Source organism: Microbacterium wangchenii, from assembly GCF_004564355.1.
In the GTDB taxonomy this organism is placed as follows: domain Bacteria; phylum Actinomycetota; class Actinomycetes; order Actinomycetales; family Microbacteriaceae; genus Microbacterium; species Microbacterium wangchenii.
The window spans coordinates 1,727,030-1,741,217 of record NZ_CP038266.1 but is presented as its reverse complement, the minus strand read 5'-3'; the positions used below and the strand labels follow the sequence as shown (position 1 = coordinate 1,741,217).

Here is a 14,188-nt window from a genome sequence, read left to right as displayed (position 1 = left end):
GAGGGTAGCGATGCCGAACGGGAGCCGCACCGGCTGATCGGACCACAGTTGGTAGCGTGAAGGCGTCATGAAGAACGATGTGCGCCGAAAGGCACAGGAGTTGGGCCGGGCGACGGCCGCGTCATTCGCCGATGCGGAGATGGACGAGGACACCGCCCGCCGGAAGCTGATCGCGGTGCTGAACCCCGCCGTCCGGAAATGGATGCAGCCGCGCCGACCGGGCCGCCGCTGGTGGTACGCCGCCGGTGCCGCAGCGCTCGCCGGCGTGACCGTGCTGGCCATCGCCGTCGGAATGACATCGCCCGCCGGCACGTGGGTCGCGTGGGGCGGCATCGCACTCCTGACCGCGTCGGCCGGGCTCGGTTTCGTCCTCTTCGAGGGCTTCACGAGCAAGGCGAAGCCGCAGTGGCCGGTGGTGGAGGAGGGCGTCGCGGCCGGGCTCGCGACTCTCGCATCGCGCCGCCACCCCCAGGCGCAGCGGTCGACGTCGGGCTGACCGGTCGCGGGCGTGCCGTGGGCGACGCCGGTGTGGTTCGCAGCCGGCGAGCTCGGGCTGTTCGTGTGGGCCTCGAAGCCCGGCGCACGGCACTCGCGGAACATCTCCGCGAATCCGCGGGTGTCGCTGGTGATCTTCGACTCTGCGAAGGCGCCGGGGGAGGGGAGCGCTCTGTATGTCTCCGCGGATGCCGCGCCGGTCGACGAGGGCGGTTTCGAGGATGCGTTCGCGCTGTACAACGCGCGGTCCGAGTCACAGGGGCTGGGCGAGTGGGACCCGGCGAAGCTCCGCGACCCTGCCCGGCCTCGCCTCTACCGCGCCGTCGCACGGGAAGCGTTCGTCCTCGATGACCACGACGAACGGGTCACGGTCATCTGAGAGCGCTGCGCTCACGGCGCCGCGGGGTGAAGTTCCTGAGCCAGCATGACGATGATCCCGCTGGGACCGCGAAGGTATGTGAGCCGGTAGGCGTCCGCATAGGTGCCGACGCCACGAAGCGGGTGATAGCCGTGCTTCGCCGCGGTCCGCAGAGCGTCGTCGAGGTCGTCCACGGCGAATGCGACACGGTGCATCCCGATCTCGTTCGGAAGCGTCGGTGACGTCTCGATCGCTTCGGGATGGATGTACTCGAACAGCTCGAGACGTCCATGGCCGTCCGGCGTCTGCAGCATCGCGATCTTGACATGGTTCCCGTCCAGGCCGACGGCGGTATCGGCCCACTCCCCGCTGACGGTGTCGCGGCCCAGGACGCTGAGCCCCAGGTCGGTGAAGAAGGAGATCGTCGCCTCGATGTCGCGGACGGCGATCCCGACGTTGTCGAGCTTGACGGCCATCACTTCTCCTCTCACACCCCCATGACAGGATGGCGGTCGTCGTGCGATCAGTCGAGGGGTGGCCGCCGCAGGCGCTTGACGTCGGTGCGTCTCTTCTTCGCTCCCAGCCGTCGTTCCTTCGCGCCGCGGCTGGGAGCGGTCGGTCGCCGCGACGGCGTCGGCGGGCGCAGGGCGTCGGCCACGAGATCGGCCAGCCGGGCGCGTGCGGCCTCCCGGTTTCGCAGTTGTGCGCGGTGCTCGGATGCGGTGACCGTCAGCACGCCGTCGACCAGTCGGCCGCTCAGGCGCTCCATGATCCGCTCACGCTGGATGGGGGAGAGGACGGCCGAGCGCGCCGCATCCCACACGAGTTCCACGCGGGAGTCGGCCGTGTTCACCCCCTGCCCGCCCGGTCCGGAGGAACGCGAGAACCGCCACGTCAGCTCCGACTCCGGGATGGTGATCCCCCTGCCCACGGGAAGGCCGGGACGGTGGGCGGCGGGCATGCTTCCATCATGCTCCTGCGCGGAGGGGGGCCGTGCGTATGGGTTCGAGGAACGGTTATGGATCAGACCGGATGTCTTCGACGTGGTTCGCTGGCACGGCGGCGTGTCCGAGATGGGTCCATCCGTCCCATCCGCGCCGCTTGAGGATCGTGTCGAGTCGTTCGGCGAGAGGGCTCGCCCGAGTCGCCGCGCCGTCGAGAAAGTCGACGAAGGTCGCTTCAAGGTGAGTCGGTCCAATCATGTCGCCCGTCTCAGAGGCTTCGCGGGAGACTCTGTCGACACGCTCGGCGATGTCTTCGATGCGCGGGTCGTCCACTGGCCAGTCGAACGCGTCGCTGACGAGGCGGTACAGCGCGACCACGTCTGGGTGGTCCAGCCCGATGTGCTTCTGAGCGATGACCGCGTCAACGGGGTAACCCCCATCTTGGGCGGTGATCAGAATCCAGCTGTCGCGCTCGGCCTCGATGTATCGCTCGTCGATGCCGAGCCCGCGCAGCCGAGCCAGATACCCGACAACGCTCTGCGGCAATGTCAGCTGATCTCCGGCAGCCAGCTGCCGCAGCCGTCGGCGGCTTCGCTGCAATCGCCGGATCTCCGCACGCATCGTCCGGTCGATGTCGTCGATGGCTGCTTCGAACTCCTCCTCCCCGGCGTCGAGGAGCTGATGCGTCCGAGCGAGCGGCACACCGGCCTCGGCGAGCGTGCGGATGCGGATGAGCCGTACGACGGCGTCCGCGTCGTAGACGCGGTAGCCGGAGTGATCACGTCGAGGCTCGGGGAGCAGGCCAACCTGGTGGTAGTGGCGCACCGTCCGGACAGTCACTCCCGCGTAGGCGGCGAGCTGGCCGATGGAGAGCATGATTAACCCTGCCTCAGCCCGTTGTGCGGCGGTAGATGGTGACGGACACCACGTACGCGACGACCAGGATGCCGGAGCACCAGGCGAGCGCAATCCAGAGGTCGCCACCCACCGGCCGAGCGGCGAAGATGTCGCGCAGCGAGTTCACGATCGAGGTGACCGGCTGGTTCTCCGCGAACCAGCGCACCGCCGCCGGCATCGTCTCGGTGGGAACGAAGGCGGAGCTGAGGAACGGCAGGAAGAGGAGCGGGTAGGAGAAGGCCGTCGCACCGTCGACGCTCTTCGCCGTGAGGCCGGGGATGATCGCCAGCCATGCGAGTGCGAGCGCGCACAGGATCAGGATGCCGGCGACGGCCAGCCAGGCGAGAACACCCGCGTCGGCGCGGAAGCCCAGCAGCAGCGCGGTCAGCAGCACGAGCACGAGTGAGACGAAACTGGCGACGAGCGATGTCAGCACGTGCGCCCACAGCACAGCGGATCGTGCGATCGGCATGGACTGGAAACGTTGGACGACGCCGCGCTGCAAGTCGAGGAACAGGCGGAACGCGGTGTAGGCGATGCCCGACACGATCGTGATCACCAAGATGCCCGGGAGCAGATAGTCGATGTACGACCCCTCCGAGCCGGTCTGGATCGCGCCGCCCAGGACGAACACGAACAGCAGGAGAAATCCGATCGGCATGATCGTCGTGGAGATGATCGTGTCGGGGCTGCGCAGGATGTGCCGCAGCGACCGACCGGTGAGGACGGCGGTATCGCCGATGAAGCGGGTTGCGGACTTCATCGGTCCCCGCCGTTCTCCCCGTACCCGGCGGTATCCCGCGCGCCGATGATCGCGAAGAACACCTCCTCCAGAGACGGCTGCTTCTCTACGTACTCCACCCTGGTCGCCGGCAGCAGTTGTTTGAGCGCAGCAAGCGTGCCGTCGACGATGACGCGGCCCTCGTGGAGGATCGCGATCCGGCTTGCCAGCTGTTCGGCTTCATGGAGGTACTGCGTGGTCAGCAGCACCGTCCTGCCGTGGCCGGCGAGGTCCTTCACGGTCTGCCACACTTCCCTCCGCGCTTGGGGGTCCAAGCCGGTCGTCGGCTCATCGAGGAAGATCACCGGTGGCGCGCCGATGAGGCTCATGGCGATGTCGAGGCGCCGGCGCATGCCACCGGAATACGTGGCTGTCCTCCTGCCGGCGGCTTCGGTGAGCGAGAACCGGGCGAGCAGTTCATCGGCGATCTTGCCCGGGTTCCTCAGGTGGCGCAGCCGCGCCACCAGGATCAGGTTCTCTCGACCACTGAGCACGTCGTCGACGGCGGCGAACTGGCCGGTGAGGCTGATGGACTCTCTCACCTGCTGCGGGCGTGCCGCGACGTCGAATCCATTGACCGAGGCCAACCCGCCGTCGGCTTTCAGAAGGGTGGAGAGGATCCGCATCACTGTCGTCTTCCCCGCACCATTGGATCCGAGGAGGGCGAAGATACTGCCGGGAGACACCGTGAAGTCGACTCCGCGGAGGACCTGCACGCCGCGATAGGACTTCTGCAGTCCCTTCACCTCGATCGCCCACTCCGGGGCCTTCGTCTGTGTCATCTGCTCTCCTTCGCTCGACCGCATTCGTCGTGCGACAGACGGTATGACCATGACGCTGCGTCATGGTCAAGCGGAGGCGGTCGATCCGCGATGGAATGGGGTGGCGGGCCGACGGCGGACAACTGGCGGCTGGGTGGCGTGGTCATGACGAAGGGGCGAAGGCAGCATGAGACCTGTGAACGTGACACGGATCGTCGAACTCAGGCAGCACCACGGATGGACGCAGGAGCGGCTCGCCGCTGAGAGCGGTGTCGGCTTGCGCACCATCCAACGGCTGGAGGCCGGGCAGGACGCCAGTCTCGAGACGCTCTCGCTCGTCGCAGGTGCCCTGCGCGTCGAGGTGAGGGACCTGTTCGCCGTGATCGACGACCCGCAGCTCAGCAGTCGCATGGAATCCCTGGAGGCCCGTGCCGACGAGCAGCAGGCCGGCCGCGATCGCATCACGGCGGCCTGGACATGGCTCTACGTGGGGATGGGCATCGTCCTGAGTCTGCTCAGTTTCACGCTGGGTCCCTACGGCCTCGTGGTGTTCCTCGCGTATTGGTCCGGCGGCTACCTCATCCTGCACGCCCTGCGCCGGATCTATCTCGAACCCCGCCTCGAGGCGCGGTTCCCGCTGTCTCGGACCAAGCAGCAGCGCCGAGCGCAGCCCGCCCGGCAGCGAGCATCCGACGTCCAAGCCACCGAGGAGGCACGGTGACGAGCACCGACGGCTTCACGCTTGGGGAGTTGACGCTCCACGTGTTCGGACCGCCCGACGCATTCGCCGCCGTATACCGCGATGTCGTGGCGTTGCTCGAAGCCACGCACGACGACGCCACGTGGGAGGTCGCCTCCCGTGACGATGTCGGCGACGAGCCGGATCAGCACGAGCGGTATCGCCGCCTGGCTGCGGAGGCCGAGCTTCACGCCCGGCTCAGTCGGCCGCGCTCGGCCTGACGGGGGAGCGCGCTACGGTGGGGCTTCGAGGTGGGGAGGCCCCGTGCTGAGCGAAGACGACCGCGAGCTGATGCTGACCGTGGGGCGGTACCTGCGGCACGTGAACGAGCTCACCGAACGCGAGCGGGTGCCGACCCTGACCCCGCTCGGCGACGTGATCAGCGACCACCTGGGCACCGACGCATCCGGTGTTTCTGTCGTGCACGAGCCGATCGCCGACCACCGGCTGGTGGACGCCGACATCGCTCTGGAGGTCATCGGTTCGGGTGACGACAGCCGGCTGATCGGCGTCAGCGGCGGCGAGCAGCGCCACCAGCAGGACCTGGCGGAGTGGATCAGCAACCCCTACGTCCGCTACGCACCAGGATCGGTCGACTACGCGGAACGGGCGACCGGTCCGGATGCGACCAGGCGTGTCGTGTCGCTCGGCGTCCGGCTGCTCCGATTCGAGGGCCACCCCCTCGCCCTCACCCAACGGGCAGCATCCCCGCAGTACGGCCGGACCACGGCGATGGTCGAGATCATGGCCACCGACCCCGCCGTCGTGACCCGGTTCCTCGAGGTTCTTCGGAAAGCGATGATCGACCACAGCGTCCTCCGCGGGCAGGTGCTGTCGTTCCAGCCGACGGAGTACGGGCGTGAGGCAGGCGCAACGTTCCTCCGCCGACCGGACGTCGGTCAAGACGACATCGTGCTCCCGGACGGGGTGCTCGAGCAGACGGTCCAGCACGTGGTGGAGATCGGCGCCCACCGCGACGAGCTCCGCACGGCCGGACAGCACCTCAAGCGCGGCGTGCTTCTGTACGGGCCTCCGGGAACGGGCAAGACGCTCACCGTTCGCCACCTGCTCAGCACGACTCCCGATACGACGGCGATCATGCTGACCGGGTCCGGCATCCGATTCGTCACCGCTGCAGCGGAGATCGCCCGCACGTTCCAGCCCGCCATCGTCGTGCTCGAAGACATCGATCTCGTGGCCATGGAGAGGAACCACTCGCCACAGCCGCTGCTGTTCGAGGTGCTCGACGCGCTCGACGGCCTCGACGGCGATGCAGACGTGGCGTTCATCATGACGACCAACCGCGTCGAGGTGCTCGAGCGTGCGCTGGCGGAACGGCCGGGACGCGTCGATCTGGCGGTCGAGATCCCGCTGCCCGCGCTGGCCGAGCGACGACGACTGTTCCGCCGGTACGCCCACAGCCTTCCGCTCACCGAGGGCGCGCTGGATGCGGCCGCAGAAGCGGCGGAGGGCGTGACCGGTTCGTTCGCGAAAGAGCTGATCCGCCGCAGCGTGCTCCGCGCCACCCGACACGGGAGGGCTGTCGGCGACGAAGACCTCGCGGTCGAGCTCGAGCGGTTGCTCAGCGCCCGGGAGCAGCTCACCCGCTCCATGCTGGGCGCCGCGGGCGACGGCCACGAGCCTCCAGGCGCCATGCATCAGCCCTCCGGATTCGGGTGGTTCGCCGCTGGTGGGGCTTGAGGGGGTGTCGGCATGACGACGACTTCCGGCCGACACCGCCACATCCGGCCACTCGCGGGTGGATGCTCGTGGCGCTCGCCGCAGCGGCCGTGCTGTCCGCCCCGCTCGTGTCAGGAGGGATCTGCGTCGACTCGGAGGACCCGGAGAAGTCCTACCGCGCCGACTTCCACACCTCGCTGATCGGCCTGCCCACGAGCATCGTGGCCTGGGTCATCCTGAGCATCGTGCTTGCGGCGGCTGCCTGGCTGATCTCCTCGTATCCGTTGCGCCGACGATGATCCGCCCCGACCACCTCGCGGGTCATCATCGATTCAACCGATCGACTTCCGCGACGAGGTCGAGACGCTCGAGGAGGAGGTCGCCGGCGGAGGCCATGCCGCCGATCGCCCACGTGGTGATCAACGCGGCGATGAGCACCATGCCGAGGATGGCCGGCCACGCGTACCTCCGCTGAATGGTGAGGGTGACGGCGATGATCGCGCTCAGGATGGTGATCGTCTTCCCCGCCACCGTGGCGAATGCCATCCGGATGGCGGTGTCCTCAGTGAGCGGGCCGTAGCTGTTGAGGGCTGCACCCAGAGCGACGGGGATGACCACGACGCCGAGGATCAGTACCGTGCCACGGCCTACGCGGCGGCGCCGCTTCGCCGCGGGAACGTATTCCGTCGTGGAGGGCGTCGTCATGCCTGCGACCCTATCCACCCCGGCCTCGCGAACGGGAGCCCCATGCCGCGCCCGAACTCCTCGAACCCGCGGCGCCCGGCGCCGAATGACCCCCGGAGCCGGCATGAGCGGCACAAGTTTGAGGAGTTCGGGTGGCTGTGGTCGCGGGTGCACCCCACCCGGCTGCTCGCAGCCGAGGCGGCGGGCGGGCAGGTTCTGGCGGGCGCCTGCACCCGCCGGTACCCTGCCCTCATGTCCGAGCGCGCCGTCCCGATCCTGCCCAGTCGAGACCTCGCTGAGACGCTGCGGTTCTACCAGCGCCTCGGTTTCGACAATCGCGGCGCACCGCCCGAGGAGTGGGATTACCTCATCGTCGGACGCGGCGACATCGAGCTGCATTTCGTCGCGGACCCCTCGGTGGATCCGGTCCGGACGGCGGGTTCGTGTTACCTCCTCGTGGACGACGCCGACGCTCTCTTCCGCGACTGGGCAGGCGTGGTCCGTCCCGACCCGGCGGCCGGCACGCGCGTGACCGAGCCTGCCGATACCGACTACGGGATGCGGGAATTCGCCCTGGTCGACGGCAACGGCAACCTGCTCCGCGTCGGCACCGCACAGCAGTAGCCCGAGGAGTCCGCGTCGCTCGTATCAGCGGATCGTGTCCGGATTCACGCCCGCGCGCGAGGCGAGCTCGCAGGCACGGAGCGCCGTCATGAGCGCGACCGGCCGGCGGCCTGCTCGGCCGCGCCCACGAGCGCCGCGAGCACGTCGACGTAGGCCTCCGGTACGCGGATCGCGGCGCGGAGGGCGTCGGCCTCATCCGTGAGTGTGAAATCGAAGAAGGAACAGCAGTGGGTCTCCCGCGCGATCAGCTCCTCCGCGCGTGCACGGGAACCCCGGTTCAGGAGCAGATCAGCCTGACCCGCCGCCGTCAGCGCAGCGGAGATGAGCTCATTCCGGAACAGGTCAGCGAATTCCTCCTCCCGAAGCGGGCGTTCGACGGAGGGAAGCGCGCACGATTCCGGCGCCCACGTCGTGTGCGAGTCGGTCATGGAGCAACGGTAAACCCGGACCTGGGTGCGAGATGCAAGCAGCCGCTCTGTCGTCGTGGGCCCCGCGCCGCGCCCGAACTCCTCAAATCTGCGGCTCGCTGGGCCCAATCACCCGCGGAACGGTCATGGGCGGCCAGAGTTTGAGGAGTTCGGGCGACGGGGTAGCGGATAGGCCGCGCCCTACGGGTCCGCATCGGCGAGGCCGCTTCTGCTGCGACGGCTGCGGACACGGGGTGGAGGCTCGCCGGCGACGCGCCCGGGTTGCCGTAACGTCGAGGTGTGGCGCGCGGGGGCATCTACGTGGAGACGTCCATCGCGGCCGCGATCGATCTCCTCTGGAGCGCCACACAGAATCCCGCGGAGCACGTGCGATGGGACGTGAGGTTCACGCACATCGTCCCGACCGGCGCGGCACGCGGTGGTGCGACGGCGTTTACCTACGAGCGGCGAGTTCCGTTCCACTCGGTGCGGGGCACCGGTGTAAGCATCGGCGAGCGCCACCATGCCGACGGCACCCGCACTTCCGCCCTGCGCTTCCACACCGACGACCGGCTCTCGCCCATCGCCTCAGGTCGCGGTTACTGGCGCTACATCCCCGATGGGAACCGCACCGTGTTCGTCACCGGTTACGACTACACGCCGGGATGGGGCGTGCTCGACGCCGTCATACGGCCCCTTCTGGGCTGGGCGACGGCGTGGAGCTTCGATCGGCTCCGCATCTGGCTGGAGACCGGCGTCGCGCCCGAGCGGTGGCCGCTGTGGAGCGTGCTGTGGTGGTGGCGATCCGACCGACCTCGCGCAGCCCGGTGCCGCCGCACGCCGGCTGGCGGCTCGCGCCGGAGCGATCACCTCGCCGGCGCTCCGGAGTCGCTTGCTGCGCTGCCTGACCCGGGCAGCGCACGGTGACGTCGATCTTCGAGACGGTACTCGGCGCCGAGTACGGTCGACTGCACCCCATGATGCAACGGCGGTTCGGCGTCGGGCTCTCCTCCGGGGAAGCGTGCGTGGGGCGCGGTCTCATGTCGGCGATCCGACGGGGGCCATGGTGGACCGTTCCGTTCCTGCAGATCGGGAGGATGCGGAACATCCTCATCCCCGACACCGGTACCGACGTCCCGTTCGTGATCGAGAACTACCCGTACCTCGATCCGTTCGGACGCGAAACCGTCACCTTCGTGCGCGAGTACACCCTGGGAGCCAAGCGACGCCGCTTCGACGCGACGATGATCCTCGACGGCGATCGGATCGTCGACTACCTGGGCACGCATCAGCACTTGGCAGTCGACCTGGATCTGCGGGTGGATGACCGCGGAGGACTGGTCCTCACCTCCGACGCGCAGCGGTTCCACGAAGGGCCGGTGGGGTTCCGCTTCCCCATGCTGTTCAGCGGTCGCGCCCGCCTGCGCGAGTATTACGACGACGCCGACCAGCTCTTCCACGTCGATCTCGAAGTGCGCAACCACAGGTTCGGGTTCCTGTTCGGATACCACGGCGCCTTCGAGTGCGAGTGGATGCCGGCCACCGACGTCCCCGCGCGGCTCAAGCCTCGTCGTCACGAACGCCGGACTTGAGCCCCTGCCGCAGCGGTGGCAGGTCGCGCTGCGAGGCAAGCGTCAGCGGATGGTCTCGTACCTCGTCAGCAGCACGCCGTCGGGGAAGGTTCGGGTCTCCACCAGGTTCAGGTGCACCCAATCGTCCAGAGAGGTGAAGAACGGCTTACCGCCGCCTAACAAGACGGGATGCGTGACCAGGATGTACTCGTCGATCAGCCCGGCCCGCATGGCGGCCGCGGCGAGTGCCGCGCCGAGGATGTCCATCGGACCGCCACCTTCGGCCTTGAGTCGCGCGATCTCGGTGACTGCGTCGCTGGTGACCAGACGGGCGTTCCAGTCCACCGGGATGGCCCGGGACGAGAACACCATCTTCGGCATATCGCGCCAACGGCCGGCGAACTCGATGATGGCCGGAGTCGCGCCCGGCTGCTCGTCGGCGGTCGGCCAGTCGGCGCTCATCGTCTCCCACATCTTGCGCCCGTACAGCGCCAGGCTCGTCGCGGCCACCCGGTCGGACCACCACTCGAACAGCTCGTCGCTCGGCACGCTCCAGCCGAGGTCTTCGCCGGGCGCGGCGATGTAGCCGTCCAAGCTCGTGTTCATGGCGAAGGTCAGTTTCCGCATGGCGTCAGCCTTTCGTGAGGGGGTGTTGGGGACGTGCCGCGGGGTTCGTCGGCGCCACCTTCTGCGCACCGACCAGCGCGGTGCCGAGCTTGGTCAGAGCTTCGCGCCAGCCCTGCGTGGCGTTGCCTGTCAGGCGGTGGGGGAGCCACTGCCGGATTCTCAGTCGCGTCCTCCCGCCGGTCGCGTCGGAGAACTCGTACCGGATCCTCGTCTCGAACGGCTCGACGCCGCGGGGGATCCGCCCGCTGACCTGCATGACCCCATCGAGAAGCTCGCCGTCGGCGACGGCCGTGAGGTCGACGGTGACCCGGACTCGTATGCCGGGATCCGTTGCCGAGACCTCCGTCCATCGCTGATGCCCACTGGGGCGGATGTCGAAGTCGACCTCTTCACGCGGCAGCGAATTGCCGATCGGGCCCCACCAGGCCACGAAATGCTCCGGATCGGTGAAGGCTCGATAGACGAGTGCTCGCGGCGCGTCGAGCACGCGTGAGATGTCGATCTGCGGGCTGTCGGTCTGCATCAGGGCTCCTCCCAATCCGTGGCCGGATCGATGGGCGTTCGCGGGCTGGGCTCCGCCGCGGGCGTGGCGTGTTCGACGGCCTGCACGGCGGCGAGGTGGGCGTCGAGGCGCGTGAGCGACGAGTCCCAGAACTGCCGGTAGCGCTCGATCCAGTCGGCGGCCTCCCGCAGAGGCGCAGCTTCCAGATGGCTCGCACGCCACTTCCCCGAACGCGTGCGGGAGATGAGCGCTGCCTGCTCCAGCACCTTCAGATGCCGCGATACGGCCGGCATCGAGATCGGAAGGGGCTCCGTGAGCTCTGTGACGGTGGCGTCGCGCTCTGCCAGACCCGAGAGGATCGCGCGCCGAGTCGGATCCGCCAGCGCCGAGAAGACGACGCTGAGTTGGTCGGTGCCGGCCACTTCCACCCCCTGACATTTAACGTGTGCGTGAAATGTATCCGGCAGAAGAACACCCGTCAAGGGTGCGAGCAGTCTCGCGGGGAGTACTCTCACCGGCATGACGATCAACGGCATGCGGTTCGCCCTCGTCGCCGGCTTCGCGGTGACCATTGCTGCACAGGTGTGGTGGATCCCGAGCCAGCTGGATCGCACCGTGTCCGTCTTCCCTGAGACGGCGCCGTTCCAGACCCTCGGCGTGACCTGGAGTGTGGCGCTGCTGGTGTGCGTTCAGCTCGCCCTGCTGATCGCCTGGAAGCTGCTCGGCATCGTCGGAAACGGCGGCCGCGTGTCGGAGCAGGGGCGGGGATGGATACGCGCCCTCATTGCCACCGCGGCAGTGTTCTCGCTGCTCTCCGCGTCGGCAGGGCTGGCGCTGCTTTCGTTTAACTGGGCCACACCGGGAGTCATGCTGGCCCTCGGAGGTGGCGCGATGACCGGTTTCGTCGGCGCCGCACTCGGGGGTGCGTACCTCGCCAACTTTGAGAGGGAATGGCACCGGAACTGAGAAGCCGCGTGCGAGTGGCGGGGAAGTGGTCCAGGTGGCCCGCACTCTTCGGTTCCCCTGATCGGGCGGCTTGACCCCGCCCCTACGCCACGGTTTCGACTGGACGCATGAGGCTCATTCCCATCGCCTATCTGGCGTCCTACCTCCTGTCGCTGCTCGGCAACTCGATTGCCGGAGTGGCCCTGCCCTTGATCGTGTTGCAGGTCACCGGCAGCGCGCTCGGTGCCGGCGCGGTTGCCGCGGCGACGGCCGTTCCTGCCGTCTTCGCGGGGCTGCTGATGGGGGTCGTCATCGACCGCATCAATCGCCGCACGTCGTCGGTGGTGACCGATCTCGTCTCGGCGGCCGCCGTCGCGGCGCTGCCGCTGGTCGACATGCTCTCGGGATTGAGTCTGGGCTGGTTCGTCCTGTTCGGGATCATCGGTTCACTCGGCGACGTGCCGGGCATGACCGCGCGGGATGCCCTGCTTCCCGCGATCGTCCGCCACGGTGGGATCGCCTCGGAGCGGCTCCTGGGAATCCGCGAGGCCCTCGGCGCGGTCGCCCTGCTGCTCGGCCCAGCGGCCGCCGGAACGCTCATGGTGCTGTTCGAGGGGTCCACGGTGCTGTGGATCACCGCGGCGACCTCCCTGGTCGCGGCTTTGCTGACGCTGCTCATCCCGCGCCGCGTCGGCGACATCACCGCTGCGGAGGGGGAGCCCGCGGCGACCGGGAACGGATGGGCGCAGCTCCGCCTCGGATGGCGCGTGCTGTTCCGAAGCCGCTTCCTGATCGTCACGACCGGCCTCAGCGTCGCCTCGGCGATCGTGCTCGCCTCCCTGCAGGGGCTCATCCTGCCGGTGTACTTCACCCTCGTCGAGCAGCCCGGCATGCTGGGCTTCGTCCTCAGTGCCCTCGCCGGCGGGATGCTGGTCGGCGGCACGGTCTACGCGATCGCCGGCGCTCGCGGGCGTCGACGCGGCTGGTTTCTCGCCGGCGTGTTCGGCAGCGCCCTCGGCTTCGTGCTCATCGCCGCACTGTCGTCGGTGTGGATCGTCCTCGCTGGGGCCTTCGTCGTCGGCGTGGCCAGTGGCCTGTTCGCCAGTCTCATGGGCGTGCTCATGATCGAGCGCATCCGGGAGCAGATGCGCGGGCGGATCATGGGCACGCAGAACGCGATCCTCACCGCCGCCCCGCCGATCGGCATTCTGACCGCCGCCGTCCTCACCGAGTACGCGGGGGTGAACGTCGCGGCGATCGCCCTGGTGGGCGTGGGTCTGGTCGCGCTGGCCCTGAGCGTGCTCGCGCGCTCGCTGCGTAACCTGGAACCCGAGCCGGCAGAGGCCGGCACCGGGGGAGCGGCGGTGATCCACAGTGCATAGCGGAGAGCTGGCGCGCCTCGCGAGAGTCACCGTCCGGGCGCTGCGTCACTACCACCAGGTCGGCGTGCTCCCTGAACCCGAGCGTCGCACCAACGGCTACCGCAGCTACGACGTCCACGACCTCATCCGGGTCCTGCGGATCAAGCGCCTCGCCTCCCTCGGCGTCCCCTTGGAGCGGATGCCGCAGCTTCTCGACGACGCGGCGTCGGATGGGGGCGGGCTGCTGGACGAGCTGGATGCTGAGCTCGCCGCGCAGATCCAGCGACTCACCGAGCAGCGCGAGCTCATCGCGCGCCTCCGCATCCATGACGCGCCGCCGGATGTTCCGCCCGAGCTGGCCCCGTTCATCGCGATCTTCGCAGCCGCGGGGATATCGCCCGACCTCGCCAAGATCGACCGCGACCAATCGGTGCTGCTGGCCCACCTCGTGGGGGAAGAGGGGTTGCCCTCGCTCGCGAATCTCTATCAACGGATCAGCGCTTTCACGGTCGTCCCCGCCGTGACCGACATCGTGGCGCGGTTCGACCGGCTCGGACCGGGGAGCACAGAGGAGGAGATCTCCGCGCTGGTCGACAGCTTCGTGGATGTGTTCGGCCCGATCCTGGAGGACTTCACCGACGGATCGGAGCCGTACGACCTGACCGGATCCGCGACCCTGTTCGACGAGTACACCGAGGACGTGCTCAACGAGCAGCAGCGGAGCACTCTTGCGCGGCTCGTTGCCGCGTTCGACACCTAGCCGATCGCGGGGGAGCAGGTGGAGCGCGCCGGTGATCTGCATAGGGTCGGGA

Annotated in this window: 22 protein-coding genes; 12 read left to right on the top strand and 10 right to left on the bottom strand. The window is 68.7% G+C overall.

Annotated features, from left to right (window positions below; translation table 11 throughout):
- Positions 1-67 precede the first annotated feature (67 nt).
- On the top strand, positions 68-496 hold the full coding sequence (locus tag E4K62_RS08350) for a hypothetical protein (protein ID WP_135066105.1): 429 nt from the start codon (positions 68-70) through the stop codon (positions 494-496).
- Positions 497-508: 12 nt separating this feature from the next.
- Complete coding sequence (locus tag E4K62_RS08345) at positions 509-874, top strand: pyridoxamine 5'-phosphate oxidase family protein (RefSeq protein ID WP_135066102.1); 366 nt, start codon at positions 509-511, stop codon at positions 872-874.
- Positions 875-885: 11 nt separating this feature from the next.
- Here E4K62_RS08345 and E4K62_RS08340 read toward each other — a convergent pair whose 3' ends face one another.
- Genes E4K62_RS08340 through E4K62_RS08320 form a run of 5 tightly spaced genes read right to left on the bottom strand, consistent with a single transcriptional unit; the run spans position 886 to position 4,257 of the window.
- A complete protein-coding gene (locus E4K62_RS08340) occupies positions 886-1,329 on the bottom strand; it encodes a VOC family protein (protein ID WP_135066099.1) in 444 nt (147 codons plus the stop codon).
- Positions 1,330-1,376: 47 nt separating this feature from the next.
- Positions 1,377-1,814, bottom strand: coding sequence for an alternative ribosome rescue aminoacyl-tRNA hydrolase ArfB (gene arfB / locus E4K62_RS08335; RefSeq protein ID WP_135066096.1), 438 nt, complete (start codon positions 1,812-1,814; stop codon positions 1,377-1,379).
- 55 nt (positions 1,815-1,869) lie between these two features.
- Positions 1,870-2,673 carry a MerR family transcriptional regulator gene (locus E4K62_RS08330; protein WP_135066093.1) on the bottom strand — a complete coding sequence of 268 codons (804 nt, stop codon included), beginning with the start codon at positions 2,671-2,673 and terminating at the stop codon, positions 1,870-1,872.
- A 13-nt stretch (positions 2,674-2,686) separates the two neighbouring features.
- Entirely contained in the window at positions 2,687-3,457 is a 771-nt protein-coding gene (locus E4K62_RS08325) for an ABC transporter permease (RefSeq protein WP_135066090.1), read from the bottom strand.
- Positions 3,454-4,257 (bottom strand): ABC transporter ATP-binding protein, encoded by an 804-nt coding sequence (locus E4K62_RS08320; protein ID WP_135066087.1) that lies wholly within the window; start codon positions 4,255-4,257, stop codon positions 3,454-3,456. Before E4K62_RS08320 ends, E4K62_RS08325 begins: the two co-directional genes overlap by 4 nt.
- A 166-nt stretch (positions 4,258-4,423) precedes the next feature.
- Here E4K62_RS08320 and E4K62_RS08315 point away from each other — a divergent pair, with 166 nt between their 5' ends.
- The 4 genes from E4K62_RS08315 (at position 4,424) to E4K62_RS08300 (ending at position 6,954) form a co-directional block, all read left to right on the top strand.
- Positions 4,424-4,957, top strand: a complete 534-nt coding sequence (locus tag E4K62_RS08315) for a helix-turn-helix domain-containing protein (RefSeq protein ID WP_135066084.1) — start codon at positions 4,424-4,426, stop codon at positions 4,955-4,957.
- On the top strand, positions 4,954-5,196 hold the full coding sequence (locus E4K62_RS08310) for a hypothetical protein (RefSeq protein ID WP_135066081.1): 243 nt from the start codon (positions 4,954-4,956) through the stop codon (positions 5,194-5,196). Before E4K62_RS08315 ends, E4K62_RS08310 begins: the two co-directional genes overlap by 4 nt.
- 43 nt (positions 5,197-5,239) lie before the next feature.
- A complete protein-coding gene (locus tag E4K62_RS08305; protein ID WP_135066078.1) occupies positions 5,240-6,676 on the top strand; it encodes an AAA family ATPase in 1,437 nt (478 codons plus the stop codon).
- 68 nt (positions 6,677-6,744) lie between these two features.
- Positions 6,745-6,954, top strand: coding sequence for a hypothetical protein (locus E4K62_RS08300; RefSeq protein WP_135066075.1), 210 nt, complete (start codon positions 6,745-6,747; stop codon positions 6,952-6,954).
- Between the two features lie 25 nt (positions 6,955-6,979).
- Here E4K62_RS08300 and E4K62_RS08295 read toward each other — a convergent pair whose 3' ends face one another.
- The gene (locus E4K62_RS08295; RefSeq protein ID WP_135066072.1) at positions 6,980-7,360 is read right to left on the bottom strand and encodes a hypothetical protein; all 381 of its coding nucleotides are present in this window, start codon (positions 7,358-7,360) and stop codon (positions 6,980-6,982) included.
- A gap of 231 nt (positions 7,361-7,591) precedes the next feature.
- On the opposite strand from E4K62_RS08295, the gene E4K62_RS08290 reads away from it, so the two are divergent.
- Entirely contained in the window at positions 7,592-7,963 is a 372-nt protein-coding gene (locus E4K62_RS08290; protein WP_135066069.1) for a bleomycin resistance protein, read from the top strand.
- Positions 7,964-8,049: 86 nt separating this feature from the next.
- Here the strand turns inward: E4K62_RS08290 and E4K62_RS18670 are convergent, their stop codons facing one another.
- Complete coding sequence (locus E4K62_RS18670) at positions 8,050-8,391, bottom strand: hypothetical protein (protein WP_167747759.1); 342 nt, start codon at positions 8,389-8,391, stop codon at positions 8,050-8,052.
- Positions 8,392-8,670: 279 nt separating this feature from the next.
- On the opposite strand from E4K62_RS18670, the gene E4K62_RS08285 reads away from it, so the two are divergent.
- The gene (locus tag E4K62_RS08285; protein ID WP_135066066.1) at positions 8,671-9,297 is read left to right on the top strand and encodes an SRPBCC family protein; all 627 of its coding nucleotides are present in this window, start codon (positions 8,671-8,673) and stop codon (positions 9,295-9,297) included.
- Positions 9,294-9,962 (top strand): DUF4166 domain-containing protein, encoded by a 669-nt coding sequence (locus tag E4K62_RS08280; protein ID WP_135066063.1) that lies wholly within the window; start codon positions 9,294-9,296, stop codon positions 9,960-9,962. The genes E4K62_RS08285 and E4K62_RS08280 overlap by 4 nt, the downstream gene beginning before the upstream one ends.
- Positions 9,963-10,004: 42 nt before the next feature.
- Here the strand turns inward: E4K62_RS08280 and E4K62_RS08275 are convergent, their stop codons facing one another.
- The 3 genes from E4K62_RS08275 to E4K62_RS08265 are packed head-to-tail and all read right to left on the bottom strand — an operon-like array spanning position 10,005 to position 11,492.
- Positions 10,005-10,568 (bottom strand): dihydrofolate reductase family protein, encoded by a 564-nt coding sequence (locus tag E4K62_RS08275; protein ID WP_135066060.1) that lies wholly within the window; start codon positions 10,566-10,568, stop codon positions 10,005-10,007.
- A gap of 4 nt (positions 10,569-10,572) precedes the next feature.
- The gene (locus E4K62_RS08270; protein WP_135066057.1) at positions 10,573-11,091 is read right to left on the bottom strand and encodes an SRPBCC family protein; all 519 of its coding nucleotides are present in this window, start codon (positions 11,089-11,091) and stop codon (positions 10,573-10,575) included.
- Entirely contained in the window at positions 11,091-11,492 is a 402-nt protein-coding gene (locus E4K62_RS08265) for an ArsR/SmtB family transcription factor (RefSeq protein WP_135066054.1), read from the bottom strand. The genes E4K62_RS08270 and E4K62_RS08265 overlap by 1 nt, the downstream gene beginning before the upstream one ends.
- A gap of 97 nt (positions 11,493-11,589) precedes the next feature.
- Between E4K62_RS08265 and E4K62_RS08260 the strand changes: the two genes are divergently transcribed.
- From E4K62_RS08260 to E4K62_RS08250, 3 genes are all read left to right on the top strand, one after another.
- Positions 11,590-12,036 (top strand): DUF2975 domain-containing protein, encoded by a 447-nt coding sequence (locus tag E4K62_RS08260; RefSeq protein ID WP_135066051.1) that lies wholly within the window; start codon positions 11,590-11,592, stop codon positions 12,034-12,036.
- A 107-nt stretch (positions 12,037-12,143) separates the two neighbouring features.
- Positions 12,144-13,397, top strand: coding sequence for an MFS transporter (locus tag E4K62_RS08255; protein WP_135066048.1), 1,254 nt, complete (start codon positions 12,144-12,146; stop codon positions 13,395-13,397).
- A complete protein-coding gene (locus E4K62_RS08250) occupies positions 13,390-14,136 on the top strand; it encodes a MerR family transcriptional regulator (RefSeq protein WP_135066045.1) in 747 nt (248 codons plus the stop codon). Before E4K62_RS08255 ends, E4K62_RS08250 begins: the two co-directional genes overlap by 8 nt.
- Positions 14,137-14,188: the final 52 nt, after the last annotated feature.

What these genes read in the sequence shown, in the direction of transcription:
- E4K62_RS08270 (WP_135066057.1), bottom strand. Translation starts at nt 11,091, where the DNA reads ATGCAGACCGACAGCCCGCAGATCGACATCTCACGCGTGCTCGACGCG.
- E4K62_RS08275 (WP_135066060.1), bottom strand. Translation starts at nt 10,568, where the DNA reads ATGCGGAAACTGACCTTCGCCATGAACACGAGCTTGGACGGCTACATC.
- E4K62_RS08260 (WP_135066051.1), top strand. Translation starts at nt 11,590, where the DNA reads ATGACGATCAACGGCATGCGGTTCGCCCTCGTCGCCGGCTTCGCGGTG.
- arfB (WP_135066096.1), bottom strand. Translation starts at nt 1,814, where the DNA reads ATGCCCGCCGCCCACCGTCCCGGCCTTCCCGTGGGCAGGGGGATCACC.
- E4K62_RS18670 (WP_167747759.1), bottom strand. Translation starts at nt 8,391, where the DNA reads ATGACCGACTCGCACACGACGTGGGCGCCGGAATCGTGCGCGCTTCCC.
- E4K62_RS08315 (WP_135066084.1), top strand. Translation starts at nt 4,424, where the DNA reads ATGAGACCTGTGAACGTGACACGGATCGTCGAACTCAGGCAGCACCAC.
- E4K62_RS08325 (WP_135066090.1), bottom strand. Translation starts at nt 3,457, where the DNA reads ATGAAGTCCGCAACCCGCTTCATCGGCGATACCGCCGTCCTCACCGGT.
- E4K62_RS08340 (WP_135066099.1), bottom strand. Translation starts at nt 1,329, where the DNA reads ATGGCCGTCAAGCTCGACAACGTCGGGATCGCCGTCCGCGACATCGAG.
- E4K62_RS08330 (WP_135066093.1), bottom strand. Translation starts at nt 2,673, where the DNA reads ATGCTCTCCATCGGCCAGCTCGCCGCCTACGCGGGAGTGACTGTCCGG.
- E4K62_RS08290 (WP_135066069.1), top strand. Translation starts at nt 7,592, where the DNA reads ATGTCCGAGCGCGCCGTCCCGATCCTGCCCAGTCGAGACCTCGCTGAG.
- E4K62_RS08350 (WP_135066105.1), top strand. Translation starts at nt 68, where the DNA reads ATGAAGAACGATGTGCGCCGAAAGGCACAGGAGTTGGGCCGGGCGACG.
- E4K62_RS08255 (WP_135066048.1), top strand. Translation starts at nt 12,144, where the DNA reads ATGAGGCTCATTCCCATCGCCTATCTGGCGTCCTACCTCCTGTCGCTG.
- E4K62_RS08295 (WP_135066072.1), bottom strand. Translation starts at nt 7,360, where the DNA reads ATGACGACGCCCTCCACGACGGAATACGTTCCCGCGGCGAAGCGGCGC.
- E4K62_RS08320 (WP_135066087.1), bottom strand. Translation starts at nt 4,257, where the DNA reads ATGACACAGACGAAGGCCCCGGAGTGGGCGATCGAGGTGAAGGGACTG.